A 26,112-nucleotide genomic window follows, 5' to 3' on the forward strand; every position below is an offset into this window, starting at 1 on the left:
AGAATGTTTTAAGCATGGGCAGCATCCGTACACAGGTTTTTAACTCAAAAGTATTGCGATATCACGTTGATAAAAAAGATATTTATTTTTCGAATTGAGTGAAACGTTTTACCTTTATTTTAAGTTTAGGTATATAAACGACTCGGTACCATTAATCTTGTTGAACTGGAATACGACCTACTGGAACAATTTGACGTCTAATACTAGGCTGTGGTGCTAGCCTATATAAATCGCCATTTTGCCCCACATAATGTTTTAAAACACCGCTCTCTTTCGCGATGTTGGCATGAGCAGTAAGATGGAGGTGTTCGCCATGAACGGGAATAGAAATCTTCGGTTTTACCCAGTGATACATAAGCTTGAGCTCTTCTTCACAAGGATGACCGCTAGCGTGGATAGGTAGAGGACTGTCTTCACTATGAATCACTGTCACTCCTTTATCTGTCAGTGATTTACTTAAACGCTCAACGCTTTTCTCGTTGCCTGGGATCACTATAGAAGAGAACAGCACCGTATCGCCCTTCTCGACCTGAAGATGGGGGTGATTATCTTTAGCTAGCCTTGCAAGCGCTGTATTTTTTTCGCCTTGGCTACCCGTAGCCACAGCAAGCACCTCATGTGGCGGTAGATAGCCGAGATGTTGTGCATCGGCAATTGGCAAGTCGTCAGGCCAAATCCCCTGCTGCTTAGCGATGCCGTACATATTTAATAGTGAACGCCCATAAAGCCCCATGTAACGTTGCGTTTTTTTCGCCACCCTCGCCAAAGAAATAAGGCGCGCGATATTACTACCAAAGCATCCGACAACGATCCTGCCTTTGAGAGGTAAAATGGTGCTGAGTAATCCATCATAACAGTTGCGCTCGGAAATGGAGAAACCAGGTTTTGGCGCGTTAGTAGAATCACCTACCAGCGCAAGTATGTTCTCTTTTCCAAGCTGTTTGTAAAGTTTTACGTCAAACGGTTTACCGGTAATAGGGTTGGCATCAATTTTCCAATCAGCAGTATGTAAAACGGTTCCCACTGGTGTGGATATTTTCAAGGCAAAAGGCTCAGGCAGAGAATGGGTAATTGCCAGCCAGTTTACTGTAAATGGCCCAATTTGGCGGATATCGCCAGCGTCAACCTCAACAATCGGAATACGGTTTGCCAATTTACTTTTAGCGAGTTTTCGTCGGAGTACTTCAGCGGTAAAAGGCGTAGTGTAAATTGGCTTTTGAAATCTCTCCCATAGATAAGGGATTGCACCTACGTGGTCTTCGTGAGCATGAGTAATAACAATACCTGCCAGCGACTCCTTTTGACTAGCAATGAAAGAAGGGTCGGGAGCGACAACGCGGTGAGTAGTCCCTGCTTTGCTACCTTCTCCATGAGTACTTTTGATTTTGTAACTCGGTATCAAGGGTTCATCGAAAGAGACACCGCAATCTACCATCAGCCACTGCCCATTGTGGCCATAGAGATTGAGATTCATCCCAATCTCTCCGGTCCCTCCTAGGGGTACAAACCACAAGTCGTCCGCTTTTGGTTGCAACAAATTAACACTACCTTTAAATAAATTTTATTACTTAGCGAGGATAATTTCTGATATCAAAAACACGACTACTCATGTAACTCGGCATTGAGCTGGTCTATGACTTCAGCCCACGCTGCATCCTCAACAATTGCATCCTTTAAAAACGCAGACTGACTCTCGTCCCAATAAGGAGCCTCATGTAGATGTTGACTCTTATTCAGTCCCCGGTGTGTTTCAAAAAATTCAGCGATTTCTTCGTCTGAACTTCCTAGGCCAAGTTGACTAAACAGACTATTTATCGAGGGTTGCTCAGTAAACATATTGTCTCCTTTTATTCCTAATAAGTGTTTACCGGCACATCTGCTTCTGAGATCACAGGTTATAAATACTCTGCAAAATCTTCAGGCGTTATTACCTCACCTTCTTCGGCAGGTACAGGACACACGATGACCATAAGCTCATCTTGGGTCATACCCGGAACCCATTTAGTTAAGAACTCTTGCGTAGTAAGCTCCATCGCCTCGCAGTGAGCCCAATCCTCTGTCGCCCACAATAATGCAAGTTCAGATTCAGGCCAAATTGGTACGCCATCCTCTTCATCCGTAGTTAGCATCACACATCCATGCTCATCTTTGAGAATGAATAATCGTTGTTCGGCTTTAATAATTGCTAAACTGGCGTCTAATCGCTGAGCAGCACTTTTTTCTAACAATGGATGTATATTTGGCATAAAATTCTCGTTTTGATTGGCGCGATTGCCACATTCTGTGTATTCAAAGTTATTGTCTAATTAACGATTAATTTGCAGTCGACACACTGTCTATAATTTCTGTTAGACCTACTCTTCTTACTTGCTTCATGCTGTGTACGTATACTTTCAGTGATACGTTTTCCAATACTTTAATTTTCGTAAGTTTTACATTTTCAGGTAATTGGGTTTGAACATTTGTGGGTAAAACAGCAACACCACCTTCGCTTTGAAGATTGTTTAACGCTAAGTTCAAAGAGTTTGTTCTTAATTTAGCATCTCGTAATTGTGGATAGGTCGTAAGTAGCCAGTCTCTTGCTTTGGCGCCCCAGTCGATGGCAACAAAATCGGCGGCATCTATGGTTTCCCGTCCCTCTCCGACTCTATACAGAGCAAGTTCATGCTCTAGCAACACTGTGCTATTCACTTCTTCTGACTTTAACGGTTCGGTAGAAAAAGACAAATCTGTAACGCGTTCGTGCATTTGACGAGACAAGGTGTCAAGCGTAAGCACTTCCGCTTTGACCGACCAATCCGGAAAGGCATTATGCAAGTGACTCAACATTTGGGGTAACAACAATTCACTGGCTAATTGCGTAGCGCCACATACTACATATTCAGACGACTGAATTTGTAATTCCTGTTTAGCCTCGTTTAGTGTTGCACAAAGCTGTTTCGCATAAGGCAGGAGCTTTTCTCCGGATTGCGTAAGCTGAATACTATTTCTTTGCCTAATGAACAACGTGGTGTGAAAGTATTCTTCAAGAAGCTTTATACGTGCACTGACTGCAGATTGTGTGAGGTAAAGATTTTCTGCGGCTTTACCAAAGTGACGAGTTTTGGCCACCTCTATAAAGGTGGTAAGGAAGCGTATGTCCATGCTTGTTGTACAACCGAATCAAAGTGTGTCTAAATTGACATAGATGATACGGCAAGTAAACACAAAAGCACAGAAGCGCACCGCTACAAACGGTACGCTTTATCAAATTTTCACCAACTAGTAGAATTAATATTCTTCTTGGTGCAGACGACGCTGTTTATCACGACGTTGTAGGTCACGCTTTTGTTTAACTTTGACGCTGCTTTGACGCTTAGCGTTAGTTTTCTTTGCGTAAGAACCTTCGTCTTCTACCGAGTCCCATTCTTCACGCTGGTAACGATAGTCTTTGCTCATTGCTTTCTCTAAGTTGTTAACACACCTTAATTATTAACGTAAGCGTAAAAATGAAAAACGAAAATTTATCATCGTAGCGATAATAATTTTTGATGACTAAATGGAGTAGTTTTTGAAAAATCCACCGTCACCCAAAGCTATCGATAGAACGTTTATCTGATATCACCTAAAAGCAAAGCATAAAGAGCTAAATTGTTAAATTATTCAATAATATAGAAGAAAAATAACATCGCTTTACAAGTCACAAATAGCAATCTATCGCTTAATTTATCCTCCATACTTTTTGAATTTATCTTCAGTTAAAAATTTTTTGTTGATAAGAAAAAAAACTTTTGTTTTATCTTGCTTTTCAATTGTCATAAAAGAGCGCTGAACAAAACATTACGTTGGGTACATTATGAAAAGTTTAGCTATTAGACCATCAGCAAAACCTTACATTGACCGTTTGAAGTTCCCCTATGGATTTCGTAAGTCCGGTGACTTCAGCATTGCTGAAGCAGATCTTCTCACCACATACGGTAAAACCCTGCTGGGACTTGAGAGTGGCGAACTTAAACCAGAAAGCGACGATGAAGCGCATTTTGTTGACTTTATCAGTGGTAAGGTTGAAGCAAGCAATAACATGGAGAAGGCGTGGGCAAAGTACGTCAGACTTGCAAGAGGCAAAAAACATTTTTATACGTTGCACAGTAGCGCAAGTAATCAGTCGGATTACGATGACGACTACTCAGACGACGAGTTCGACGTTGCGTAAAAAGTATAGACTGATAAAAAAGCTCGCCATGGCGAGCTTTTTTGTTTGAGCTTTAAATGATCTCAATCAAGTTATGGAAAGAACAAAATTGAGAAACGTTAAGGAATGTCTACACTTAGATTAAAGATGAGCAAAAAAGCCTGTATTAGGTTCTATTGCTCTGATTAAACCAGCCCATGCAAAGGAGGCGCAACGATGGTTATTAGTTCGAAACAGCTTACTCACTTTTCTATTCATGCACTTGATGACAAAGTGGGCGGCATTCGCGACATCCTTTTTGATGATGAAACCTTCACCGTTCGTTATCTAGTGGCGGACACTAATACCTGGCTCCCCCTCAGCCGCAAAGTCGTGATATCCCCTATTTCGGTCAAGCAGTTAGCCTGTGAAGATGAAACAGTTCATATTAATATGACTGTCGATACACTCAAGAATAGCCCTTCAATTGACGAACACAAACCTGTCTCTCGCGAGTACGAAGAGAACCTTTTTAAGTACTTTGGCTACGGTTACTACTGGATAGGCCCCGGAGCTTGGGGCGAATTTGCCCACCCCGATGAGTTGGTTGAACTACAGCATGCCGAGGAGTCCGATACTGTTCACCCTCAAAAAACATCAAATCATTTACGCGCGGTGGGAGAAGTTGGAGGATATGAGGTTGCTACGACATCTGACAATGTAGGTCATATTAGCAATTTTATTATTGATACGCGCAGTTGGAAAATCGTACTTCTGGTGGTTGATACAAACAACTGGCTACCCGGCGGGAAGCATTTAGCGTTATTACCGAGCGATATCAAAAACATCGACTGGGCAGCTCATCACGTTAGGGTGAATCTGAGCCAAGATGAACTAATGAATCGACCTGAAGTGGATAACGATAAGATTTCTGAAGATGGTTACATTGCAACGCTATGCAGTGACCTTAATAGCGGTATATAAATGAGGCGATATGCCTTTCTCTTTCAATGTCCGTTTCTTTAAACGGACATTGCTTTGAGGGTCTTTTACGATAATTTTTACTTCATTTGCAGAAAAATTCGAACATTAAGGCTATTAAACGTTTAACCCGTTCGTCAGCTAAACGATAAAAGATAGTTTGCCCCTCTCTACGCGTGGCTACCATTTTTGACTCTCGCAGTAAGGCGAGATGCTGCGATATTACTGGCTGAGACACGTCGACAACATCAAGAAGTTCAGTAACCGACTTTTCCTCTTCGAGTAATGAGCAAAGCACCATAAGGCGCGTTTTGTTTGCAAACTGCTTGAGAAAAATTTCAGCTTCTGCGGCATGTTCCATTATCGCGTTTGAACCTATAACCATATCCTCGGACATAAGCACTTCCTTTTTTGTAAAATAACTGGGCTAATTTACCCCTTTATTATACTAAAGTATAAAACAAATTGCCGATTGGCTATTTTATGCGATGAATTTCAGTCAAGACTCTTGTTCTGCTATCCTAAATTACAAATATAAACGTTAATACCAGCTTAACTTAAAGGAAACCAAATGCTCATTGACATCAAGACTCGTTTAGAAAATATCGACGTTAACTTTAGAACTGTAACGGCAGAACAGGCTTTTAATGAGTTAGAAAATAATGGAGGTACATTAATTGACGTGAGGGAAGCCGCAGAGGTAAATGAACAACCCGTTCGTTCTGCATTACACATCCCCCGTGGCGTTCTCGAAATGAAAGCCCTTGAGCAATTCAAAGATGCGTCCACCCCCCTTTACATTCACTGTGCCTCAGGTGTTCGCGCTAAGCTCGCGGCAGAGCAGCTAACTAAATTAGGTTACGAAAATATATCTGTTATTACGTGCTCAGTGCCTACAATTAACGAAGTTAGCGATAAATGACTCTATATTCACTCATGTGATATAAAAGCCTGAAAAGAAAGAGAAAGAGCGATACATGCTGAAATCCACATTAGAACAGTGGCGAATGTTCAAAGCCGTTGTCGACGCAGGCGGTTTTAATCAGGCAGCCTTAGAAGTACATAAAAGTCAGTCAAGTGTTCATCATGCTGTACAAAAGTTAGAAAATGCTATCGGTGTCAGATTATTTGAAAACATTGGACGAAAAGTACAGCTCTCGCCGCAGGGCGAGTTAATGTATCGTCGCGCTAGTTTTTTGCTGGATGAGGCACACAAACTAGAAGCGGTGGCAAGCAGTCTTCAGGCTGGAACAGAAACTACATTACGTATTGCTGTCGATATAATATTTCCTTCGGAACTGCTATACAACGTTCTCGCAAAAGTGTCAGACGAATATCCCTTGTTGCGTATTGAGTTAGAGGAAACCGTATTGAGCGGTGCAAATTCTCTATTAAGCAGCGGTAAGGTGGATATGGGCATTTCGCCCTTCGTCCTTCCAAATGGTTTTAGTGAAGATTTATGCGAGATCGAGTTTGTGGCCGTCGCCCACGCCCACCACCCGTTACACCAGTTAGGTAGGACACTAACGTTAGAGGATTTAAAGGCCCACCGTCAGATAGTGGTTCGAGATTCATCAACTGAACGTAAGGCTGATGTCGGCTGGTTAGGAGCGGAACAGCGATGGACAGTTAGTCATGTAAGGACTTCGGTAGATGTTATTGCGCAGGGTTTAGGATTTGCGTGGTTGCCTATTGCTATTATTAAAGACAAACTTGAAGACGGAACCTTGGTTCCCCTGCCGCTGGGCAACAATGCTGCGTTGAGAAAAGCGCTGCTTTATCTCTCTTTTGAGGATGGTGACACACTTGGTCCTGCGGCTCGCGCTTTTATCGGAGAATTACGTTATCAAACGATGAACCTTCCAACCTCCGACTTAATCATAGACAGTAGTACGGATTAAACGTCTTGACTAGCTCAAGATGCCGCTGAGCTGCTCAAAACCTAAAACAAAGCCTAGAAGTGAAACAGACACACCAACTAAAGCCACTGCTCCATCGTCAGTGGCCATACCTATTGCCATAATCAAAACCGCAAACGCGGGAATTAAACCCATAAACGGAATGAATTCCAGTGGCATCATCACTGCACCGCATAGCATACAATTCAATGCGATTAACGACCGAAAAACCGTTTGACGCATAAAAAAGCATCGAGGAACTAAGAATCGATCGATACGCACCGCATAAGGTTTCACTTTTTCAACTATCGATCTAAGTTGGTCGGCGTCACATTGTAATTCCATTACTTTTTCTGGGAGCCACGGATGACGTTGACCGAGTAAAATTTGCAAAGAGATAAGTAAAATCGTCACACCTGTTATAGATGGAACTCCTGGAATAGCTCCAATAGGTGTACAGGCGATAAATGAAGGCAAGGCAAGCATTGGACCGAAGCCTCTTTTTTCTAAGACACTCCAAAAATCAGCAAGATGAAAGACGTCTTGTTGAGCTCTGGGCTGCATTCTTCCAAGAAGCTCATATAATGTCATTGATCTTTCAGCTGTTTTTCCCAACATTTTCAAATCCTTTGATTTAACTTTACCTGTGAACTGGTATGCTGTTTGACGAATTCCTCGCTAAAAATCTAATATAAAGCGCATTTTCGAGACAAAGCACTCCATATTGCGAACAATGATTAGATGAAAGCTGTGCGAAAAATGTGCCATTGGGTACTTGATATTACTACCGCGCGCATAGGAATGTTTTTTGCAAATTCACTTTTTATAAAACGTTCTTGCGAATAACAAAAATTAGAAATATAGGAATAGCTTCAAAGGTTACTACTCAACAAACGCGGTTTAGTTTGAATGGGTCGTTTCGTCTGCCGAGTTAACTTTCCTAGTTATAAAGAATTGACGTATGCAGTTGTCGAGCTTTCGATACTTCTTAATGCTGCGATGACTGAACTATGAAAACCATGATATTGATTACATTCCAAGTTTTTCCAATTAGGAATAGAAGAGAGGGACATCCACGTGCTAACCGTACTTTTAGTTGATGACGACGCCGAATTCACAGAAGTTGCCTGTACCATTATTGAATTTTTGGGGCATGAAGTACTTACTGCCGGAACACTAGAAGAAGCGCGAGACTGGTTAAAAAAAGAAACCTTTGACCACGTTTTACTAGATTTTATGCTGCCTGATGGTAGCGGGGCTCACCTGTTTAATGAATTAGATGCACTTCCAAAGCGACCACGAGTTACATTAATAACTGGTCACCCTTCTGTAAAGAGCGTTATAAAAGGGCTTTGTGGTCCGACTGTTGATTACCTCGTTAAACCTATTCAGCGAGAAGAAATTGAAGCAGTTCTAAGTCAGAAAAAGAAGAGTAAAGAGCCAGAAGAAGCAAAAATAGAGAAGCATTTTGACTTACTTATCGGCGAATCGCCGGTGATGAAAGACTTGTATAAGCTTATTGCTCGCGTCAGTAAAACAAGTGCAAACGTTATGCTACTAGGTGAAAGTGGCGTGGGTAAAGAAGTGGTTGCTGCCGCAATCCACCGCGCCTCTGAAAGTGAAGGCCCCTATATCGCGACAAACTGTGGCGCGTTTTCTAAAGAACTAATTGGAAGCGAATTGTTCGGTCATGAAAAAGGGGCATTTACGGGTGCTGTAGGCAGAAAAGAAGGTGTATTCGAACAAGCGGAAGGCGGCACACTTTTCCTTGATGAAATTACAGAAATGCCAATTGATATGCAGCCGAATTTGCTTCGGGTATTGGAAAACAAAGTTGTACTTCGCGTTGGCGGAACCAAATCGATTCCGGTTAATTGTCGTGTTGTTTCGGCTACGAACCGCACTATGGAAGAAATTGCACAAAGTAAGGTACTTCGAGAAGATATTTATTTTAGGCTTGCTGTTTTTCCTATTACTATCCCTCCCCTACGTGAACGCAAAGAAGATATACCGCTGCTTGCTAAAACGTTTATCGCTGAATTCAACAAAGACAATGGCTCAATTTATCGTTGGGAAGATAGCCAACTTGAAACGTTACAAGCCTATGACTGGCCGGGTAACGTTCGCGAATTGAGACATTTTGTTCACCGTGCTGCCATTATGAGTGACCCAGAAAAAAGTGAAATCGAGCTTCCTAAAACGATTGAGTCTCCTTTTGCGCAAAAGCAAAGTACTACCCCTGCGCTACAGGCAGGTAGGACAATAGAGGACGTAGAAAAAGAACTCATTTACGCCACGCTTGAAAAAGTGAACGGCAATAAAACCACCGCAGCCGAAATGCTGGGGATCAGCACTAAAACGCTTTATAACCGTCTTCATGCCTATGGTGATTTAAGTAAAGACGAATAAAAAGAGGTATTCGGTATGACTAGCGAGGAATTTTCGAAGCTAAGTGTTTTCGTACACGATGCACGCAAGCCGCTTAACAGAATTTCTATGCAAGCTGAACTTGTAAAAATGGCTTTAAACGGAGACGTCGCCCCCGAAAAGGCGATAGCGGCGTTAGACAAAATAATTAGCAGTGCGAAAGACTGCAGCCACACCCTTACTGAAATGACCTCAGACTTGGGTGAGAACATTGCGGATTAGTTAAATGATTTCTAAAGTGCTGTCTTCTGTTTACAGTTGGATCATTATTGTTGTTTTTGTCATTGTTGTGATAACGGCTAATTCTTTTTATGTGGTTAATACTTTAAATGATCTTTCTGCCCTTGAAGCAAGGCTTTTCACTACCAACCGCGTAATTAACGCGGTCAACAGGTTACATGTTGCCGTACTCAGAATTGAATCTGGTCAACGAGGCTTCATGCTAACCGATGATGAAAAGTACCTTGCTGACTACACAGAAACATTGGGCCTTATCAATGAGGTCATGGATGAAGTAGAAGTAAGTTCATTTTCATCTGACATTAAAGTGCAAACTGACAGAATAGAACAGCTGCTTGTATTGACAAAAGCCAAAGTTAACGAGGTCATTGAAGTTGTTGAACTAGTAAAAGCAGGTAAAGAACAAGAGGCAATCGAGCTCGTAAAAAGTGACAAAGGAATTATGCTTTATAAGCGTTTCGAAACGCTTTTCAGTGAAATCGATAGTTCTGAGAGAAACATGCAAGGAACTCACTTGGCTAACTTGATGAGCTTAAGACGCGATTCAGTGAACACATTAATCATTTCTTCTGTCACTACTCTGCTTCTGATTATCACCGTATTCTTACTGTTAAAGATTAACTCTCGGGAACATGAAAAGTACCAAGCTGATCTTGAGTCTGTGAATGAGGATCTAGAAACTAAGATTGCTGAGCGAACACAGGAGCTAAGCGTTTTTTCTGAGGAGCTTGCAAGGAGTAACAGAGAACTGGAAGACTTTGCTTTTGTCGCTTCTCATGATTTACAAGAGCCTCTTAGAAAAATTCGAGCGTTCGGTAATAGGTTAGAATCAGGTTATAACGACGTCATAGACGAGCGAGGCAAAGATTACCTTGCACGCATGCTCAATGCAGCAGAGCGGATGTCAATGTTAATATCAGATCTTCTCGCGTTTTCGCGCGTATCAACACGTGGTAAGGAATTTGGCGAGGTTGACCTCAATCGTGCGATAAATAGCGTTATTGACGATTTAGAAATTGCTATTGATGAAAAATCCGCCGAAATAAATGTAAGTGATATGCCTGTCATTCGTGGCGATAAATCGCAACTTGAACAGCTGTTTTTAAATCTTATTTCCAATGCGCTCAAGTTTCAAAGTGAAGGCGTCAAGCCCATTGTTTCGATAAATGCAACCAATGCACTTCCCGAAGATACATCAGATATCCTCATTTCCGAAGAGCACGAGTGGATAAAAATCACGGTAACTGACAACGGCATTGGGTTTGATCAGTCCTTTGCGGAGAAAATATTTGCACCTTTCCAACGTTTACACGGTAGAAGTGAGTACAAAGGAACCGGTATAGGTTTAGCTGTTTGCCGCCGTATAGTTGAACGTCACAATGGGCAAATTAACGCAATAAGCAAGCCTGGAGAGGGTGCTACATTCTCGATAATACTGCCAAAAGACAGTGACCCTTTTGGAACTAACAACAATAATGGAGAGACAACCAATGACGCGTAAACAGTCCCAACCTATCAACATCCTTATGGCAGACGACGATGAAGACGACCGTTTGCTTACGGTTGATGCACTTAAAGAGAGTCGAGTTTTAAACAATTTGTTCTGCGTTGAAGATGGCGTTGAACTCTTAGAGTTTTTGCGTCATGAGGGAAAATACTCAGACCCCGCTTCCGCGCCACGTCCTAGTCTTATTCTGTTAGATTTAAATATGCCTAGAAAAGACGGTAGAGAAGCACTTCAAGAACTTAAAAACGATCCAAAACTTAGAAGTATTCCTGTTGTTATTTTAACAACGTCTAAGGAAGAAGAAGATATGCTTCGAGGATACGACTTAGGGTGTGCATCTTACATAACCAAGCCGGTTAACTTTGAAGGTCTGGTTGAACTAATGCGCGCGCTCGGACGTTATTGGATAGAGTTCGTAGAGTTGCCACACGAGTAGTCGGGGAACTAGATGACAGAGGTTATTAAAGTTTTATTAGTCGAGGATGATGAAGATGATTACTTCCTTACCTCTGATTATCTGGAACAATGTGAGTCACCTTCGTTTGAACTAACGTGGGTGACAAACAGTTTAGACGCAGTCGAAGCACTTAAAGCTGATAGTTTCGATTTGTGCTTACTTGACTACTTGTTAGGTGCAGAAAACGCTATTGATGTTTTAGGCGTATTAAAGTCAAATCAATTTAGCCTACCCGTAGTTATCTTGACCGGACAATCTGATGCAACGGTAGATGAAATGGTCATGCGTGCTGGCGCCGCTGACTATTTGCAGAAATCTGAAATTGAGTCTCCAAGATTTATGCGCACCATCCGCTATGCAATGGTGCGACGTGACATCGAAAACGAGCGGCTTGAACGCAATAAAGTTGAGCAAAAAAACAAGGCGAAAGACAAATTTCTCGCCCATTTGGGTCATGAACTCCGCACCCCCTTGACCTCTATTCTTGGATACACCGAACTTCTTATTGATGACGCGCGCAACAGTCCTTTCCAACAAGAACTGTCGATTATTCACTCTAATGGTAAGCATCTGTTAAGCTTGCTGAATGATCTTCTTGATATGTCGCGCATCATGGCAGAGAAACTGGAGCTGAATATTCAAGACGTGAATTTATCGGCGTTTCTTACCGACATCCATTCACTAATGCGGTTAAATGCAAAAGAGAAAGGTTTAAGTCTTAACGTTGTTTCAACTACCAAAATCCCTGAATTTATTAAGACTGACCCCACTCGACTGCGACAAGTGCTGCTCAACCTTATCTCTAACGCAGTAAAATTTACTGACAAGGGAAGCATTACGCTAACGATTTCACTTGAAGTGTCCTCGTCGGAGCCCGCAGACGAGCCGCGTTTATGTTTCTCGGTTGAGGACACTGGCATTGGAATGCCTCCTGATAAGCTAGAAAACATATTTCAACCTTTCGAACAAATTGAAGATGTAATGCGGGCCAATCACGGCGGCGCAGGTTTGGGACTGGCAATATGCAAAGAGCTCGTCACTAAGCTCGGTGGAGATATATCGGTTACATCTCGCCATGGCGAAGGAAGTATCTTTACTTTTAATATTGACCCCGGAAATATTTCATCACAACCTCTCGTTGACCTTCAGCTTGAGCAAATTCAACCTGTTGAATCAAGTAGTATAAACCTCTGTGTGACGGGAAGGGTTTTAATCGTTGATGATTTGAGAGAAATACGTAGGCTTACCGGACATTTAGTGAGCCAGTCGCAGGCGGATATCAGCTATGCTGAAAATGGCGTTAAGGCGCTAGAAGCTGTGTTGGAAGCAGATGAACACAATCAACCTTTCGACCTAGTGCTAATGGATATTCACATGCCTGTTATGAATGGTATTGAAGCACTTCATGCGATACGCCGTCACGGTAAAAAAATTCCTGTTATTGCAGTAACAGCCGCCAGCCGGAAGGGACTCAAAGAGTCGTTAATTCGAGAAGGGTTTAATGATGTTATCGGAAAACCTATCGACCGGTTTGCGCTCGCCACCTTGCTTTCTCAATACTTGCCACCTGGTAACCACGTTACGTTTACAAACGTAGAAGCTCAAGTTGCTGACATGCCTTTGGACAAACCGTTTGCGCCGGAAAAACACCTTCCCTATTCAGCAGAAGATGAAAACAAGCAAGATGTAACATCATTTAGCCCCGAAAAGACAGACATTGATGAAAAGTCGAGTGAAAAGGGTGTTAATAACAAGCGAATCCTTGTGATTGAAGATGATGAAGATGCGGCGGAGCTTTTACAGCTGTTTCTTACACACTTAGGTCACACAGTTACAACTACGTATAGTGGTGCAGATGCATTAAATACCGCTCAAGAGCAACGTTTTGACCACATACTTATGGATTTAACCTTGCCCGATTACAACGGTTATGACCTTGCCGCTGAGCTAAAGAAAGCACTTCCTGACACATCGCTGACGATAGTAAGCGGACATGAAGCCGACACAGAAAGTATGAAATCTATTGGTATAGACAGCGCACTCCTTAAGCCTGTATCTAAAGATGACTTAGAGTCCGTCGTCGGCTAAGCGGGCGACATTAGCCTAATACTAGTCCGCATAGACACTGCGAAAATATTACAAAGGTTTGCAACCTCAGTGCGTGGGACTTGCAAACTTTTCACTCCCCCAACCACACCAAAAACATAAACTCCTTTATTAAACAGTACGTTAACGCATTGGTATAAGCGTTGCACCTGTTTTATTGAACCCAAAATATTAAGGAGAGTATTATGGCTACACAAGCATCAGCAAAATCGCAAACGGTAAAATCTACCACAGCAAACGGCGTGACTGAGCCAAGCCACCCAGTGACGGATCAATTAAAAGATTCTCTTCATGCATCTGTCGATAAATTAGCAGACAGTGCGGGTATTGCCGAAGAAAATATTCGTAAAACAGCATCATCGTCTGCAGAAAGTATGTCTGAGAGAAAACGTTTGGCAGAGCAAAAATGGCAAGCGTCAAAAGTGCGTAACTATGCAATCGAAAATCCACTTGCAACAGCGGGTATCGCGTTTGCTGCCGGTATGTTAGTAACTTCACTGCTACGCAAGAAGTAATTTAATGAAAGTCCCTGATTTTCACAAAGCACAATTTACTCTGTGCGAAGAAAATCCGTTTCGTCTGACGCCCCCTGGGGCGCAGACGAATTTTTATTCCCGCAATTTAAATACGAGTAAATCAGCAAGCTCCGCTAAAAGCGAACAGCAATATCCAGACCCGGCCTTCTCGGACATTTTCTCAGCACTACAAGAAGCACTCGCTCAGCGAAAAGCACAAGGCTTTGCGTTTTTAGAGTTAACCAACAGCGAATTAATGCTCATTAAAAAGAGCTTTTTTGTAACCGTTTTTGCTTGTTTAGCTGCGTTTGCGGTTGGCACAGTCTGCTGGCTTATTTTGAACATTGCCGTTGGCGCTGTTTTGCACAACATCGGCCTACATTATGTTGTAGTACCTCTTGTGCTTCTCGTACTTAATAGTGTTGCAGCATTTGGTTTGTTCAAGCTTGCTCAAAATGCATTTAATTATTTAAGCTTTCAACGGCTGATTCGAACATGGCATAAAGTTATTGGTTAACTTATTTGCTTGTAGAAGGTTCGTTAATATGACGGATGGTATTTATGAATATTTTTCTTAAATCGAACATACAAGATATTGCTCAAAAAGAGCACGCTTACTTCTCTCAAAAACATCACGCAGACGTTGCACTTACTCAAGCAAAAAGGCAATGTAAGTTACTGATGGGAAAACCCGAGGTTCTGTTAGGTATTTCGGCACTCGGTGCCTACAAAGGTGCAGTAGATGCAAAGCCTAAAGCAAAACGTAATCAAGCAATGATGGCTCTAGGCCGAACGGCGTTGATGTCATTATTCCAATAATCACAGTACCTAAGGAGTATGTGAGATGGGCAATACAATCATAAATAGAAAATCACGAATTAAGTTGGCCTTAATTGGGGCTACTTTTGCTTTAGCCATAACAGGTTGCTCATCCTCTCCCATTGCAGCCCCTACTCCCTATAAATCGGCTAGTTCAAAAGCCGCGTACGGTTATTCCAGCGAAAAGCTTTCTGAAAACGCGATTAGAGTCCTTTTTAAAGCAACGGATAAAACGCCTGCAGATCTTGTTCAGCAATACGCACTGCATCGGGCCGCTGAGATAGCTAAATCTCAAGGTTTTTCCCACCTCGCTATTGTAAAAACCAGTGTTGATAAAAAGCCTGTGATGGCAAGAGAGATAATGGCGAACAACGAACAGCCCGTAGCTTTTCAAACCGATAAACAGTGTACTATGTCAGGCTGTGACGAAGTAGCTCAGCCAATGGCCGTACCTAGCGCTAATGACGTGGTAAAAACACAGATAAATGATATTTATTTTACTATAGATGTAAAGATGTCTAGCGATAAGACTATTTTGGGCAAAAATGCCTTCACAGTGAGTGAGATATTGTCAGAGCCTTTGGAACCCCAAAAGCAGAATTAGATAAGATACAATATCCGCGTCTGGCAGTTTGATCGCGACTTGGTGTTTATCGCGTCATACTGCCAGGTTCATACAACCTGCTACCCTTGACCGCGCGACTTTTCCCCACCCACCACTCTAATCTATTTCATTATAATTAAATTGGCGCTGCTAGATAAGCACGATACACCGTGCTCAAAAAGCCTCAACTCAGCTCCACTGCATTCAAAGCTTTTCCCGCATCTTCATGGCGTTAATGCCCTATTAATCTTCTATTAATATTGTACAAAAGTCTTTGTCATCAACAATATCTATCCTTAATCACATGAACTGCATAGCAGGTTTATACGCCTTAATCATATTAGTGATTTGGGTGACGCAGAACTTAATTTTGCATATGACTAAGGAGTCAGCGATGAAAAACCTAAACACGGCTATTACAAAGACAGCAGTTGCAGCGGCTACAGTGTTATTAGTCTCGGGGTGCAGTGCTGTGGCTAAACCGCAGATGGACAATACCGCTTCCAATGCGCCTGTTTTAAAAGCAAAAGCACTAGATAACGCGCTACTTTATTCCGACGAGTGCATCACGGAAAGAGAGGTGGTGTCAGCGCAAAGAAAATGGGGCGACGGAATAGTCAGAATTGGCGCAGTATTTAGTAATGATGGCGATTACTCAACTGAGGCTGCCGATTTTATACAGGCGATGTATGGCTACGATTTAAGTAGTGTTTTATTTAAACCAACACTGGCCGCTAATGACCAATTCCGCTCAAGCTTTGATGCAGCGCTTTCTTACTTTGTTGGCGGCAACGATGCCTATGCTGAGGATAAAGGCTTCGCAATTAAACCTTATACAAACGTTAAGTTTGATAACGTTGGCATTATCAATAACAGCTGCCGTATGGCAGTAGCGATGGGTAACTACTTCTTTACCGACACACAGGGCGGAGAAACAAAGGTCGAATACACATTTGCCTATGTTAAAGACAGTGACGGTGATCTTCGAATTGTGGCCCATCAATCATCCTTACCCTACAACCCTAATAACAATTAAGTAAGCTTCGCCCCTGAATATTGACATATTTAGGGGTCCCTCACCTTTCTTTAAGCTGTACGATTCAACTTATACCGTTTTGCAGGCATGTAAAATATGCACTTTTTTATGTAATCGTGACTTTAATTATCTAGTTGCTACCGTCCAATAAAATAAGAAAAATAAATATTTATATTAAATATCATTAACTTAACAACTCGGCATGAAGCTAGCATTAGTAACTGTGTAAGTAACGGAAGCAAAACGAGGACTTAGTTATGTTAGGTTGGGCAATTACATTTTTTATTATCGCCATTATCGCAGCAGTTTTTGGTTTTGGAGGCATCGCAGGTGCAGCAACGGGTATAGCACAGTTTCTATTTTTCGTGTTTATCGCATTGCTAGTAATCTCACTAATCGCTAATGCGCTACGTGGCAAAGCACCAAGAGCCTAGAAGTAACAAGCATTTTAATAGGAAAAAGGAGTAAGGATATGTTTTCATTTAAAAATCTTTCTAAAGTATTAGTAGCATCAGCATTTGCACTATCACTAGCCGCGTGTGGCGATGGTGAAGCAGAAAACGCAGGTGAAGAGCTTGACGAGATGGTTACCGATGCTGGTAACGCCGTTGAAGATGCTTGCGAAGATGTGAAAGAAGGCGTAGATGCCGAAGACAAAGATTGTTAATAGCATCTTTAGAAAAAAAGGGTCAGACATTGTCTGACCCTTTTTTCGTTTACGTTAAGAACTTACTAGGAAACTTCTTCGCCACCTAAGTCTCTAGCTAAATCGTCGAGCGTCGATAGCGTCGAATCAAACTCACCAAGAATATAACGATATTTAACACTAACGTGATGGTCAGACTTTCCGAATTTAACCTTCAATCCATCTGCATCAAGGTGTTTTACGGTGTTCAAAAACCGATATGCAGACATTTCTGTCTTAAATTCATATTCAACAGCGTTTTCCATTTAATACACCACCTCGGGGTGTGCATCAACAACAGCAATAACACGTTGGGTTAAAGCATTGTCTTTAACCTCTAATACATCATAAGACAGCCAATCAGCTAAAATCTCAGAAGCCGTGGCGGCCTCCCCTTGCTCAAGTTTTGCAGTCATCATCTGTAACTGAACGCTTGACCTTATTGATGTATCAGCATCTGGACTTGGCATATTAGATGCCACTTCCAAGGCAACGGTTAACCACCGCCTATCGTGCTGCGAGCGAGTGCAGCCGTCAGACTGACTGAACAAACCTGACCAACGCTTACCCAACCGTTCAATTAGCATCTCCTTATCTTCAGTACCTTCACCTACGCTAAGCTTAAGTAATGAAGTGAGTGCCTGTGCTTTGTCCCGTTTAGCTTGAGCCTGTGCTCGTTCTGCCTGCGCTTCGCGCTTGCTTTCTACCACATTTAATTTTCGCTCAACTTTACTGCGCTGCGACTTAGGTAGTTCAGCAAGCTGTTCTCTAACGCGGGCCATAGACTCGTTGAAAGTAGCGTCGTCGCTGCTTGTATCAATATTTTCGATATTAGAAAGCAGTGAATCTACCTTCTCGTTTACAACGTTATTAAGCAGTTTTCTTTCTGCTTTCAAGCGTTCGAAAACTAAGTCATTTGCCGCTTTAAATTCCGACCAAAGTTTACTCTCTTCCCGCTTGCCCGCATTACCAACTTGCTTCCATCGGTTTTGTAGACTCTGAGCTTCGTCTGCTGCAACAGCTACATCGTCGTGATTTGCGAGTTGCTGAGCTTGCAATACTAAATCTCGCTTCTGAGCTTGGTTATCATTCTGCCAAGCTTGAATCTTAGTTTGGATGGGAGCAGAAACCGCTTTCCACTCGCGCTTTAGCTGCTCGTAATTATCTCGTTCAACCTGGCCAGCAGCGTGCCATTGCTTTGCTGCTCTGTCGAAAATTTTAACTAACTCCGCTTCCGGTAAGCTTGGATCTATCGATTTTACAGAAGCTATGATAGCTACGCGTTTTTCTAGAGCTTGTTGCCGCTGCTCATCAAGTTTTGAATAGTGCTCACGACAAGGCTCGAAGGCTTTTTCTAACGCATCGTCGAACTGCTTCTGCAAATCGTCGTCGCTACTATTTGTTGTACTGCTATTCGTTGTACTGCTATTCGTCGTTGTTGTTAATGACAACCACTGTTTGCGAAGGTATTTGATCGCTTCGCTTCGCGCTTTTATATCGTCTGCTTCTGTCGACGCTAAAGTTAGCGCTTCCTCTACAAGTGCAGGCTTACGAGGTGCAGCGAGATAACTCTGCCACCCCTCAAGACGAGACACCTCTTCAGCAGTTTTTTCGAAGCGCTTTTCGACTTGTTCTTTCGCAGAATCGGGCATCTCATTGTAGTTATTTTCGAGCTTTTGAAATTTCGATATCGCGACGCGAAACTTTCCTTGACCAATGAGATTATCAATAACGCTTATTTGTCTTCTAACATTTTTGATTTGCTCATTTTGCTTTGTTTTTTGCGCTCTTTCCTTAGCACTTACACGATTAATCAATGCCTTGTAACGCTCTGACAACACTTTAGGGATAGCGTCAATCTCACTACTTAGCTTTTTATAATCTTCGCGCACTTCAGTAAATGCGGCCTGAAGAGTATCAAGGGTGACTTTTTCATGCGACGTTTCATCAACTTGTGCGCTTGGTTCCGCTGGGTTAGCGTCTGTTTGACCGCTCTGTACCTTCACAGCGCTAAGTGTTGTTATTTTGGTAGCAATATCCTCAAGCATTTGCAGTTTAATCAGGAGCTTTTGCCCGTAGTGTTGCTGCATAGAAAAACGTTCAAGTTTGTCGTTTAACTCGTTTACTGCTTTTGTTATTTCTTTTAGACGCTTCTCGCTTGATTTTTCATTTCCCAAACGAGCTAACTGCTCAAGCGTAGCTTCTACTGCGCGCACACTCTCGTTTACAGTTGCTACATCAGCAAGTGTCGCTTCACAAAGTCGATTGTCGTAAAGCCATGAAACTTGCTCGATGGCGTGGGCCAATTGTTGTTCACATAATGCTTGGGTATTGGCAAGCTGAGTAGCTAACTGTTTTTCTTCCCACCCTGGGCGAATACGCGATAAGTACCGGTCTACTTGCTCTGAAATCCTTTCTCGTTTTTCTTTATATTCTGTGTGTTCTTCCTGGGTGAGAAGATTAATTTGGGCAAATAACCCCGAAAGCTCACTGTCGAATTCTCGGCGTTTTTGCTCGACAACCTCTACGTCCGACTTATCAAGTAGCGCTTGATATTTTGATAAGGTTAAGGTTAGCTGCTTTTTAAGCTCCACTGGGCGCTGCTGCGCTTCTTTTATTGCGTCTATGCGGGTGTTGATTTTAGACAACAAATCGTCATCCGACACTTTTTTTGCCAGTTTTTGCAAATCGGATATGGTTGAGTAACCGTTAATAAGCTGTGTCTGTAAACTGGCACTTGCCCCTTCTAAAAAAACGTAATGTGTAAATGAAGGTTTATTTACTTTCTCAATTAACGCATTGGCTAACGTATCGTCACGTAAGAGTGCAGCGTCTTTTTCGAGCATTTTGGGTAGAAGTTGTATGACGAACTCGGGACTCGCCGTTTCTTTTAAAAACGACAATTTTTCTTCACAAGAAAGGGAAAGATCCCCCTCATTTAAAAGCGCTGCATTAACTTTCAGCTCAGCGACCTTTTTTACTCGAGACTGCTTCGCGATTTGCGACATTTTAAGCCACAACACGAAACTATTGAGCTTCTCCAGCGCTGATAAACTTACATTGGGATCCTCATCGTTAAAGGCTAGCTCGTGAAGAATTGTTTTTTCTTGTGCCTTATCTGGAGAGAGATTTTCAATTGCCTGCATTCTTTTTTCAGGCTTAGGGCTTTGGTGCGAAGGCGTAAATATACGACTAAATATCATCCTGTTTGAACCGCGCTATTGTATTTTTATCATCCTGCTCACTACGTAATGAGCGTTTAAAATCGGCTTTGCTTTTGTGAACAATTTCGCCGTTCTCGCCTACAGTCATATGCTCTGAGGACTTTTCAATTTTGGCTTGGTAAAGCATCACGGCCTGCATCGAGCTTTCTCTTTGCTCATTATTCAAAGGTGTGCCATCAGGCCATTTGCCGGTTTCAACTGCCTGGCGGAGACGCTCATAAATTTCTGGCGTCATACTAGCTAGTAGTGCTTCAATATTCATTTAGGAAAAACGCTTTATATAAACAATTCGCGCACGATTTACTAAGTACCATACAAAGCCAACCACTGCGCCCAAAATAGCCAAATTATGTTGCAAATCACCCGGACGGGTTCCGCCCCAATACATGAAGCCAAAGCTCGCAACGAAGATTAGCATAGCAAGAAGAGACTGGTTCTGGATACTCGCCAGCTTTTTAAATCTTTGTAAGCTTTGTTTGCGCTCTATATCTTCTGAAGTCGCGTCACCGATTTTGAAATCGCAATGAGGGCACGTCTTCGCTTTGTCAGACGTTTTCTTGTTGCATGAAGGACAGTCAACTAATGCCATATGTTGCTCCTAATGATTGAGTGCGAAATGAGAATACTCATGCTATTTGCACCAGTATTTTACGCGGACGGCTATCATACTGAAGTTAGGCACAACAATGAAGTCGATTCTGAGGATAAACCATGACTTCCCAAAACAAAAAATGCGCGGGGTATACACTTTTAACAAAGTACACCGGCGCACAATTTTACTCACCTATTTTCTGTACAAACTTCAGACAATGGTGTCTTTTATGAACCTGTTATTTCTACTTTTTATGGCGAGACCAGTAGTCGTTTACGGTCTCCTTCATTTCTTTGCAAAGCAGCATAATTCCAAACAGGTTAGGCAAGGTCATTACTACGATAGCCACGGCTGACAGTGCCCATACTAATGTGGTATCAGAGAACGCTGCCCAAACAAAACCAGCAACGTAAATTACACGATACGGCATAACAGAGCGCGGCCCTAAAAGATAGGTCATGGCGCGGTCACCGTAATAAGACCAAGCAATAGCAGTGGAGAACGCAAACAGCATTAAACCAATAGAAACGATATACTGGCCAGCATCGCCGAAAAAGCCCCGTGTAAATGCAATCGTCGTTAGCGCTGCAGAGTGAACCAGCGACTTTCCGCTAACTTCTAAATTCTCTTTAACTGGTTTACCGTCCACAATTTTAAGTGTACCGGTAAACAAGTCTTCACTACCAACAGAATACTTCACGTCTTCCGCAATCGAGCGAGCGTTAAGAAGCGTAAAGCCATCGCTTACCGCAGTGCCGTTAACAACTGTAATCGACCCAGTGTAAGGTTCAACTACGTTACCTTCAATCTCGTTTAGATAGCCATATAATTTATCGACATCAGCTTGGTTGGTATCGTCGTATTTTCCTGCCACGAAATACATATCGGAACGATCGAACACGTTTTCGTGCTTTTCTTTCCACACACCTGAAGAGAGAATAACCAAACCCGTAACGGTACAGATTAAAATGGTGTCGATGAAAGGTTCAAGCAGAGAAACCATACCTTCTGATGCGGGCTCTTTCGTTTTTGCTGCTGCGTGAGCAATAGGTGCAGACCCCTGCCCAGCTTCGTTCGAGAACAGGCCACGGTTAACACCACGGTTAAATGCGTAAGCTAACGACGCCCCCAAGAAACCACCTGCAGCGGCTGAACCGGTAAACGCATCACCAATTACAGCGGCAAACGAAGGGCCAATATTTTCAAGGTTCGCGAAAATAACAGCAAGTGCACCAATTAGGTAGATAACTGCCATTACGGGAACAACGCGCGCGGTGAAAGCCGCTATTCGCTGAATACCACCAAGAATAACCAAGGCGAGAAGAATACCCAATACACTTCCTACTAACCAAGGCTCAAAACCAAAAGTGGCTTCAATACTTTGTGCAATACCGTTACTTTGAGGAAGGTTGCCGGTACCAAATGAACTTACTACCGTGGCGATAGCAAAGGCCACCGCTAGCCATTTCATGTTTAGACGGCGGTCCATGTAATACATTGGGCCACCAGCCATTGTGCCGTCTTCGGTTTTAACACGGTACTTATGCGACAGGGTTACTTCAACGAACTTGGTGGTCATACCCAAAAAAGCGGTAACCCACATCCAGAATAATGCCGCTGGACCACCTAAGAAAATAGCAAACGCCACACCTGAGATATTACCTGTCCCTACAGTACCTGAGAGAGCGGTAGTTAAAGCGCGAAAGTGGGTGGTATCACCAGGGTCGCTTTCTTTGTCAAACTTGCCGGTAACAACCTGCCAAGCGTGTTTAAAAAAACGAATTTGCGGAAACTTAAGATAAACCGTGAAGAAAAGACCTACACCTAACAGCACATAAGGAAACCAAAACGCGCCCCCTAAGAATCCATCGAGCATAGTTAGAAAACCATATAACCCTTCCAACGTTATTCCCCTTTTTTATTATGTTTAATTGTTGTTTTGTTTTATTAATTAAAAGGCCTCTTTTTGTCGAGGCCTTTATTGCGGAAACTTTCGCTTCCTATTTTTATTCTATTTATCTGATGCTTTTAGCTTTTTAACAACCGCGTTCACGCCAATAAGCAAATCTTCACCTAATTGACGGCTGCGCTGTACCGACCATCCATAAATGTCGTCCGGCACATTAGCGTTGTCTTTAAATGGCATTTCCACTGTGTATGCCATACATTTGAATTTCTCACCCACCGCATTTGACGCAACGGTTAAATTAGCCTTACCTGGCTCGTCTTTGTCGTAACCAAATTCATCCTGAAACTCAGGCGTTGCATTCAATAGCGCATCTTTAAACGTATTTTCAAGCATTTTAATAGTATCGTTGTAGCTTGGGTTGCCTTCACTTCCTGCTACAAAGTTGTACGGCAATGCCTCATCACCGTGCAAATCAAGATACATGTCCACACCAATTTCACTCATCGCGTTAAGTACGTAAAGTACTTCTGGGCTTTTTTCTTGCGAGGGAGTTGCCCACTCGCGATTGAGGTTGGTGCCTACAGCGTTGGTACGCAGATGGCCTCGTGCGCTGCCGTCTGGGTTCATGTTTGGTACAATGTAGAACACGGCGTTATCAAGCAACTGTCGCGCCAAACCATCTTGCTCGTCAAGTAAACGATATATAATGCCCTCTGCGCACCACTCGGCCATCGTTTCGCCAGGGTGTTGGCGGGCTGTTATCCATACCTTTTTCTTCTCTGGCGTTTCTTCACCGATTACCAGCAAAGACATATCACGGCCATCTAGGGTAAGGCCTAAGAATTTGTGCTCACACAACAATGACATTTGCGCATCGTGCACAAGATCGAGATGGCGTTCATAGCTGTACGGAATGAAATACGCAAAGTAAACGCTAGGCTGTTCTAACGTTAGTGAAAACGTAAGGTTGTCACCGTCAAATTCGCTAGGAATGCGAAACCACGTTTGACGATCGTAAGACGCTAGAACGTTATATCCTTTCCAACCTTCTGGATATGCTGACTTTGCCAAGTTACCGATGGTCATTGTGTGCGTTACAAAGGTTTCGCCCACTAAACGAAAATGAAACCACTGAGCAAATTCAGATTGATTATCGTTGGGAATGGTAAGACGAATATCGTCTGGTGATTGTGCGCTAACTACTTCGATGTTACCGCTGTCGAATTGACTGGAAATATGCATAGACTGTCGTTTTCCTCGTTATTTGAGCGCTAATTTAGCATAGACATAAACACAAATTCCACGCACTCAGCGGCTTTTGTACTGTCGAAAGTATACAAAATGTTTACACCATCAAAAAACCGACCACTTGGGTCGGTTTTTTATACAGTTTAAAGCTCAGCTTTATAAAAAATTACTTAAAGCGGCAATGTAGGAAAGCTTAGCCCTGCCATATCGCGAACTACGCGCAATACCTGACAGCTGTAACCAAACTCGTTGTCGTACCATACATAAAGCGTTAAGCGGTTGTCTGCGGCAATGGTTGCCTGAGAATCCACTACTGACGCAGCGCGAGAGCCAACTAAGTCTGTAGATACAATCTCTTTACTTGCTGTGTAGTCAATTTGATGCTGAAGCTTTGAGAACAGTGCGGTATCACGAAGGAATTCGTTTACTGCAATGCGATCTACTGACGTTTTAAGATTCAAGTTCAAAATAGCTAAAGACACATTCGGCGTAGGTACACGGATAGCGTTACCAGTGAGTTTACCCGCTAATTTCGGATATGCCTTAGCAACCGCTTTCGCCGCACCAGTTTCGGTAATTACCATGTTAAGCGGTGCACTTCGTCCGCGACGGTCGCCTTTGTGGTAGTTATCGATCAGGTTTTGGTCGTTAGTATACGAGTGAACCGTTTCAACATGGCCATTTTCAATGCCGTATTCTTCATCTAGCGCTTTAAGCACTGGTGTGATGGCATTGGTCGTACAGCTAGCAGCAGAAACAATTGTATCTTCTGGCGTTACTTCTTCGTCGTTCACACCGTGTACGATGTTTTTAATGTCACCTTTGCCAGGAGCAGTAAGAATAGCTTTAGCTGCGCCTTTCGCCTTTAGGTGAAGACCAAGACCATCGCGATCACGCCAAATACCCGTGTTATCAACGATGATGGCGTTATCTATACCATATTGGGTGTAATCCACCTCATCAGGGCTATTGGCATATATCACTTGGATGTACGAGCCATTCGCTTTAAGCGCATTGCGTTCGTGGTCAACCGTAATGCTGCCGTTGAAAGGACCATGTACTGAATCGCGGCGCAACAAGCTTGCACGCTTTTCTAAGTCGCCGTCTCGTCCACCTCGGACCACAATGGCTCGTAGACGCAATTTGTTATTTTTACCCTGGCGCTCAATAAGTAAGCGTGCAAGTAAGCGACCAATACGACCAAAACCATAAAGTACAACGTCTTGAGGCTTCTGATCGTCCTCTTTATTGGCAACGTCGTTTAGTTTTTCGTTGAGGTAGGCCGTAAGGTCGCTGTTATCAACCGCAGAACCGAAGTGAAAATCGAAGGCTAGTTTGCCGATATCGATTTGGGCAGGCGCCAGTTTCATATTGCTTAGCGCTTCTAAAATAGGGAAACTTTCTCGAAGGCGTAACTTGATACCTTCGTGCAGTCGCACTTTGCGATGCGCTTTGATAACGTCTATCGCACTGGCATTTAATAATGAACGTCCGTAAACTGAAATTTCAACTGCCTTATTGCGGTAAAGCTTACCAATAAGGGGCAACATCATTTCTGCGTATTCCTGACGCTCTTGCCAGCTGCTTTGTAATTCCTGCTCAAACTGTTGATTCATGCTTCTGCCTTCATCGAAATTAAATTAACGGTGTTGTCGTTGATGTCTATTTGCTGCCATAAAATAGAGGGCATAGACGTTCAACAATTCTTAATTAC

General features: G+C 42.8%; 30 protein-coding genes. 16 read left to right on the forward strand and 14 right to left on the reverse strand.

The annotated features are described in order from the left end of the window. Nucleotides 1–151: 151 nt before the first annotated feature. The 5 genes from C6Y39_RS02200 to C6Y39_RS18705 form a co-directional block, all read right to left on the reverse strand. Nucleotides 152–1,537: a ribonuclease J gene (locus tag C6Y39_RS02200; RefSeq protein WP_105929701.1), complete on the reverse strand. Its 1,386-nt coding sequence runs from the start codon at nt 1,535–1,537 to the stop codon at nt 152–154. Nucleotides 1,538–1,602: 65 nt separating this feature from the next. Continuing rightward, complete coding sequence (locus C6Y39_RS02205; RefSeq protein WP_105929702.1) at nt 1,603–1,836, reverse strand: DUF2789 family protein; 234 nt, start codon at nt 1,834–1,836, stop codon at nt 1,603–1,605. Between the two features lie 59 nt (nt 1,837–1,895). After that, nucleotides 1,896–2,246, reverse strand: coding sequence for a DUF2750 domain-containing protein (locus tag C6Y39_RS02210; protein WP_105929703.1), 351 nt, complete (start codon nt 2,244–2,246; stop codon nt 1,896–1,898). Nucleotides 2,247–2,313: 67 nt separating this feature from the next. Continuing rightward, on the reverse strand, nt 2,314–3,144 hold the full coding sequence (locus C6Y39_RS02215) for a LysR family transcriptional regulator (protein ID WP_105929704.1): 831 nt from the start codon (nt 3,142–3,144) through the stop codon (nt 2,314–2,316). Between the two features lie 126 nt (nt 3,145–3,270). Further along, entirely contained in the window at nt 3,271–3,438 is a 168-nt protein-coding gene (locus tag C6Y39_RS18705) for a hypothetical protein (protein ID WP_167390606.1), read from the reverse strand. A gap of 397 nt (nt 3,439–3,835) precedes the next feature. Between C6Y39_RS18705 and C6Y39_RS02220 the strand changes: the two genes are divergently transcribed. Then, the gene (locus C6Y39_RS02220) at nt 3,836–4,192 is read left to right on the forward strand and encodes a MaoP family protein (RefSeq protein WP_105929705.1); all 357 of its coding nucleotides are present in this window, start codon (nt 3,836–3,838) and stop codon (nt 4,190–4,192) included. A 195-nt stretch (nt 4,193–4,387) separates the two neighbouring features. Next, a complete protein-coding gene (locus C6Y39_RS02225; RefSeq protein WP_105929706.1) occupies nt 4,388–5,134 on the forward strand; it encodes a PRC-barrel domain-containing protein in 747 nt (248 codons plus the stop codon). 82 nt (nt 5,135–5,216) lie between these two features. On the opposite strand, the gene C6Y39_RS02230 is transcribed toward C6Y39_RS02225, so the two are convergent. After that, nucleotides 5,217–5,528 carry an ArsR/SmtB family transcription factor gene (locus tag C6Y39_RS02230; RefSeq protein ID WP_105929707.1) on the reverse strand — a complete coding sequence of 104 codons (312 nt, stop codon included), beginning with the start codon at nt 5,526–5,528 and terminating at the stop codon, nt 5,217–5,219. 174 nt (nt 5,529–5,702) lie between these two features. Between C6Y39_RS02230 and C6Y39_RS02235 the strand changes: the two genes are divergently transcribed. Beyond that, on the forward strand, nt 5,703–6,053 hold the full coding sequence (locus tag C6Y39_RS02235; RefSeq protein WP_105929708.1) for a rhodanese-like domain-containing protein: 351 nt from the start codon (nt 5,703–5,705) through the stop codon (nt 6,051–6,053). A gap of 55 nt (nt 6,054–6,108) precedes the next feature. Continuing rightward, nucleotides 6,109–7,032, forward strand: a complete 924-nt coding sequence (locus C6Y39_RS02240; RefSeq protein ID WP_105929709.1) for a LysR family transcriptional regulator — start codon at nt 6,109–6,111, stop codon at nt 7,030–7,032. Nucleotides 7,033–7,041: 9 nt separating this feature from the next. On the opposite strand, the gene C6Y39_RS02245 is transcribed toward C6Y39_RS02240, so the two are convergent. Further along, on the reverse strand, nt 7,042–7,647 hold the full coding sequence (locus tag C6Y39_RS02245) for an exopolysaccharide biosynthesis protein (protein WP_105929710.1): 606 nt from the start codon (nt 7,645–7,647) through the stop codon (nt 7,042–7,044). Nucleotides 7,648–8,106: 459 nt separating this feature from the next. Between C6Y39_RS02245 and C6Y39_RS02250 the strand changes: the two genes are divergently transcribed. The 12 genes from C6Y39_RS02250 (at nt 8,107) to C6Y39_RS02305 (ending at nt 17,407) form a co-directional block, all read left to right on the forward strand. Continuing rightward, a complete protein-coding gene (locus C6Y39_RS02250) occupies nt 8,107–9,438 on the forward strand; it encodes a sigma-54-dependent transcriptional regulator (protein WP_105929711.1) in 1,332 nt (443 codons plus the stop codon). A 15-nt stretch (nt 9,439–9,453) separates the two neighbouring features. After that, entirely contained in the window at nt 9,454–9,678 is a 225-nt protein-coding gene (locus C6Y39_RS02255; protein ID WP_105929712.1) for a hypothetical protein, read from the forward strand. Nucleotides 9,679–9,682: 4 nt separating this feature from the next. Continuing rightward, nucleotides 9,683–11,197, forward strand: coding sequence for a sensor histidine kinase (locus C6Y39_RS02260; protein WP_105929713.1), 1,515 nt, complete (start codon nt 9,683–9,685; stop codon nt 11,195–11,197). After that, nucleotides 11,187–11,639, forward strand: coding sequence for a response regulator (locus tag C6Y39_RS02265; RefSeq protein ID WP_105929714.1), 453 nt, complete (start codon nt 11,187–11,189; stop codon nt 11,637–11,639). The genes C6Y39_RS02260 and C6Y39_RS02265 overlap by 11 nt, the downstream gene beginning before the upstream one ends. Nucleotides 11,640–11,651: 12 nt before the next feature. Then, a complete protein-coding gene (locus tag C6Y39_RS02270) occupies nt 11,652–13,748 on the forward strand; it encodes a response regulator (RefSeq protein ID WP_105929715.1) in 2,097 nt (698 codons plus the stop codon). Between the two features lie 203 nt (nt 13,749–13,951). Then, on the forward strand, nt 13,952–14,281 hold the full coding sequence (locus tag C6Y39_RS02275; RefSeq protein ID WP_105929716.1) for a DUF883 domain-containing protein: 330 nt from the start codon (nt 13,952–13,954) through the stop codon (nt 14,279–14,281). A gap of 4 nt (nt 14,282–14,285) precedes the next feature. Next, nucleotides 14,286–14,798 (forward strand): hypothetical protein, encoded by a 513-nt coding sequence (locus tag C6Y39_RS02280; RefSeq protein WP_105929717.1) that lies wholly within the window; start codon nt 14,286–14,288, stop codon nt 14,796–14,798. 44 nt (nt 14,799–14,842) lie between these two features. Next, the gene (locus tag C6Y39_RS02285; protein ID WP_105929788.1) at nt 14,843–15,100 is read left to right on the forward strand and encodes a hypothetical protein; all 258 of its coding nucleotides are present in this window, start codon (nt 14,843–14,845) and stop codon (nt 15,098–15,100) included. A 25-nt stretch (nt 15,101–15,125) separates the two neighbouring features. Then, a complete protein-coding gene (locus C6Y39_RS02290; RefSeq protein ID WP_105929718.1) occupies nt 15,126–15,704 on the forward strand; it encodes a CC0125/CC1285 family lipoprotein in 579 nt (192 codons plus the stop codon). A gap of 394 nt (nt 15,705–16,098) precedes the next feature. Continuing rightward, complete coding sequence (locus tag C6Y39_RS02295; protein ID WP_105929719.1) at nt 16,099–16,740, forward strand: phosphoribosyl-AMP cyclohydrolase; 642 nt, start codon at nt 16,099–16,101, stop codon at nt 16,738–16,740. A 257-nt stretch (nt 16,741–16,997) separates the two neighbouring features. Beyond that, a complete protein-coding gene (locus C6Y39_RS02300) occupies nt 16,998–17,174 on the forward strand; it encodes a DUF1328 domain-containing protein (RefSeq protein ID WP_025255564.1) in 177 nt (58 codons plus the stop codon). A gap of 38 nt (nt 17,175–17,212) precedes the next feature. After that, nucleotides 17,213–17,407, forward strand: coding sequence for a hypothetical protein (locus tag C6Y39_RS02305; protein WP_105929720.1), 195 nt, complete (start codon nt 17,213–17,215; stop codon nt 17,405–17,407). Nucleotides 17,408–17,472: 65 nt separating this feature from the next. Here the strand turns inward: C6Y39_RS02305 and C6Y39_RS02310 are convergent, their stop codons facing one another. From C6Y39_RS02310 to C6Y39_RS02340, 7 genes are all read right to left on the reverse strand, one after another. Continuing rightward, nucleotides 17,473–17,691: a hypothetical protein gene (locus C6Y39_RS02310; protein WP_105929721.1), complete on the reverse strand. Its 219-nt coding sequence runs from the start codon at nt 17,689–17,691 to the stop codon at nt 17,473–17,475. Continuing rightward, the gene (locus C6Y39_RS02315) at nt 17,692–20,571 is read right to left on the reverse strand and encodes a DUF349 domain-containing protein (RefSeq protein WP_240618787.1); all 2,880 of its coding nucleotides are present in this window, start codon (nt 20,569–20,571) and stop codon (nt 17,692–17,694) included. 46 nt (nt 20,572–20,617) lie between these two features. Then, nucleotides 20,618–20,911, reverse strand: coding sequence for a YeaC family protein (locus C6Y39_RS02320; protein ID WP_105929723.1), 294 nt, complete (start codon nt 20,909–20,911; stop codon nt 20,618–20,620). Next, the gene (locus C6Y39_RS02325) at nt 20,912–21,238 is read right to left on the reverse strand and encodes a zinc ribbon domain-containing protein (protein WP_014949837.1); all 327 of its coding nucleotides are present in this window, start codon (nt 21,236–21,238) and stop codon (nt 20,912–20,914) included. It lies immediately after the preceding gene. A gap of 247 nt (nt 21,239–21,485) precedes the next feature. Then, complete coding sequence (locus tag C6Y39_RS02330; protein ID WP_105929724.1) at nt 21,486–23,144, reverse strand: alanine/glycine:cation symporter family protein; 1,659 nt, start codon at nt 23,142–23,144, stop codon at nt 21,486–21,488. 108 nt (nt 23,145–23,252) lie between these two features. Continuing rightward, entirely contained in the window at nt 23,253–24,392 is a 1,140-nt protein-coding gene (locus C6Y39_RS02335) for a M14 family metallopeptidase (protein ID WP_105929725.1), read from the reverse strand. A 176-nt stretch (nt 24,393–24,568) separates the two neighbouring features. Next, the gene (locus C6Y39_RS02340; RefSeq protein WP_105929726.1) at nt 24,569–26,014 is read right to left on the reverse strand and encodes a glyceraldehyde-3-phosphate dehydrogenase; all 1,446 of its coding nucleotides are present in this window, start codon (nt 26,012–26,014) and stop codon (nt 24,569–24,571) included. Nucleotides 26,015–26,112: the final 98 nt, after the last annotated feature.

The sequence above is a fragment of the Alteromonas gracilis genome, from assembly GCF_002993325.1.
GTDB classification, from domain to species: domain Bacteria; phylum Pseudomonadota; class Gammaproteobacteria; order Enterobacterales; family Alteromonadaceae; genus Alteromonas; species Alteromonas gracilis.

Excerpts from the sequence above, each read along its gene's own strand:
- C6Y39_RS02205 (WP_105929702.1), bottom strand. The coding sequence starts at position 1,836 with ATGTTTACTGAGCAACCCTCGATAAATAGTCTGTTTAGTCAACTTGGC.
- C6Y39_RS02210 (WP_105929703.1), bottom strand. The coding sequence starts at position 2,246 with ATGCCAAATATACATCCATTGTTAGAAAAAAGTGCTGCTCAGCGATTA.
- C6Y39_RS02215 (WP_105929704.1), bottom strand. The coding sequence starts at position 3,144 with ATGGACATACGCTTCCTTACCACCTTTATAGAGGTGGCCAAAACTCGT.
- C6Y39_RS18705 (WP_167390606.1), bottom strand. The coding sequence starts at position 3,438 with ATGAGCAAAGACTATCGTTACCAGCGTGAAGAATGGGACTCGGTAGAA.
- C6Y39_RS02220 (WP_105929705.1), top strand. The coding sequence starts at position 3,836 with ATGAAAAGTTTAGCTATTAGACCATCAGCAAAACCTTACATTGACCGT.
- C6Y39_RS02225 (WP_105929706.1), top strand. The coding sequence starts at position 4,388 with ATGGTTATTAGTTCGAAACAGCTTACTCACTTTTCTATTCATGCACTT.
- C6Y39_RS02230 (WP_105929707.1), bottom strand. The coding sequence starts at position 5,528 with ATGTCCGAGGATATGGTTATAGGTTCAAACGCGATAATGGAACATGCC.
- C6Y39_RS02235 (WP_105929708.1), top strand. The coding sequence starts at position 5,703 with ATGCTCATTGACATCAAGACTCGTTTAGAAAATATCGACGTTAACTTT.
- C6Y39_RS02240 (WP_105929709.1), top strand. The coding sequence starts at position 6,109 with ATGCTGAAATCCACATTAGAACAGTGGCGAATGTTCAAAGCCGTTGTC.
- C6Y39_RS02245 (WP_105929710.1), bottom strand. The coding sequence starts at position 7,647 with ATGTTGGGAAAAACAGCTGAAAGATCAATGACATTATATGAGCTTCTT.
- C6Y39_RS02255 (WP_105929712.1), top strand. The coding sequence starts at position 9,454 with ATGACTAGCGAGGAATTTTCGAAGCTAAGTGTTTTCGTACACGATGCA.
- C6Y39_RS02260 (WP_105929713.1), top strand. The coding sequence starts at position 9,683 with ATGATTTCTAAAGTGCTGTCTTCTGTTTACAGTTGGATCATTATTGTT.
- C6Y39_RS02265 (WP_105929714.1), top strand. The coding sequence starts at position 11,187 with ATGACGCGTAAACAGTCCCAACCTATCAACATCCTTATGGCAGACGAC.
- C6Y39_RS02270 (WP_105929715.1), top strand. The coding sequence starts at position 11,652 with ATGACAGAGGTTATTAAAGTTTTATTAGTCGAGGATGATGAAGATGAT.
- C6Y39_RS02275 (WP_105929716.1), top strand. The coding sequence starts at position 13,952 with ATGGCTACACAAGCATCAGCAAAATCGCAAACGGTAAAATCTACCACA.
- C6Y39_RS02280 (WP_105929717.1), top strand. The coding sequence starts at position 14,286 with ATGAAAGTCCCTGATTTTCACAAAGCACAATTTACTCTGTGCGAAGAA.
- C6Y39_RS02285 (WP_105929788.1), top strand. The coding sequence starts at position 14,843 with ATGAATATTTTTCTTAAATCGAACATACAAGATATTGCTCAAAAAGAG.
- C6Y39_RS02290 (WP_105929718.1), top strand. The coding sequence starts at position 15,126 with ATGGGCAATACAATCATAAATAGAAAATCACGAATTAAGTTGGCCTTA.
- C6Y39_RS02295 (WP_105929719.1), top strand. The coding sequence starts at position 16,099 with ATGAAAAACCTAAACACGGCTATTACAAAGACAGCAGTTGCAGCGGCT.
- C6Y39_RS02300 (WP_025255564.1), top strand. The coding sequence starts at position 16,998 with ATGTTAGGTTGGGCAATTACATTTTTTATTATCGCCATTATCGCAGCA.
- C6Y39_RS02305 (WP_105929720.1), top strand. The coding sequence starts at position 17,213 with ATGTTTTCATTTAAAAATCTTTCTAAAGTATTAGTAGCATCAGCATTT.
- C6Y39_RS02310 (WP_105929721.1), bottom strand. The coding sequence starts at position 17,691 with ATGGAAAACGCTGTTGAATATGAATTTAAGACAGAAATGTCTGCATAT.
- C6Y39_RS02315 (WP_240618787.1), bottom strand. The coding sequence starts at position 20,571 with ATGCAGGCAATTGAAAATCTCTCTCCAGATAAGGCACAAGAAAAAACA.
- C6Y39_RS02320 (WP_105929723.1), bottom strand. The coding sequence starts at position 20,911 with ATGAATATTGAAGCACTACTAGCTAGTATGACGCCAGAAATTTATGAG.
- C6Y39_RS02325 (WP_014949837.1), bottom strand. The coding sequence starts at position 21,238 with ATGGCATTAGTTGACTGTCCTTCATGCAACAAGAAAACGTCTGACAAA.
- C6Y39_RS02335 (WP_105929725.1), bottom strand. The coding sequence starts at position 24,392 with ATGCATATTTCCAGTCAATTCGACAGCGGTAACATCGAAGTAGTTAGC.
- C6Y39_RS02340 (WP_105929726.1), bottom strand. The coding sequence starts at position 26,014 with ATGAATCAACAGTTTGAGCAGGAATTACAAAGCAGCTGGCAAGAGCGT.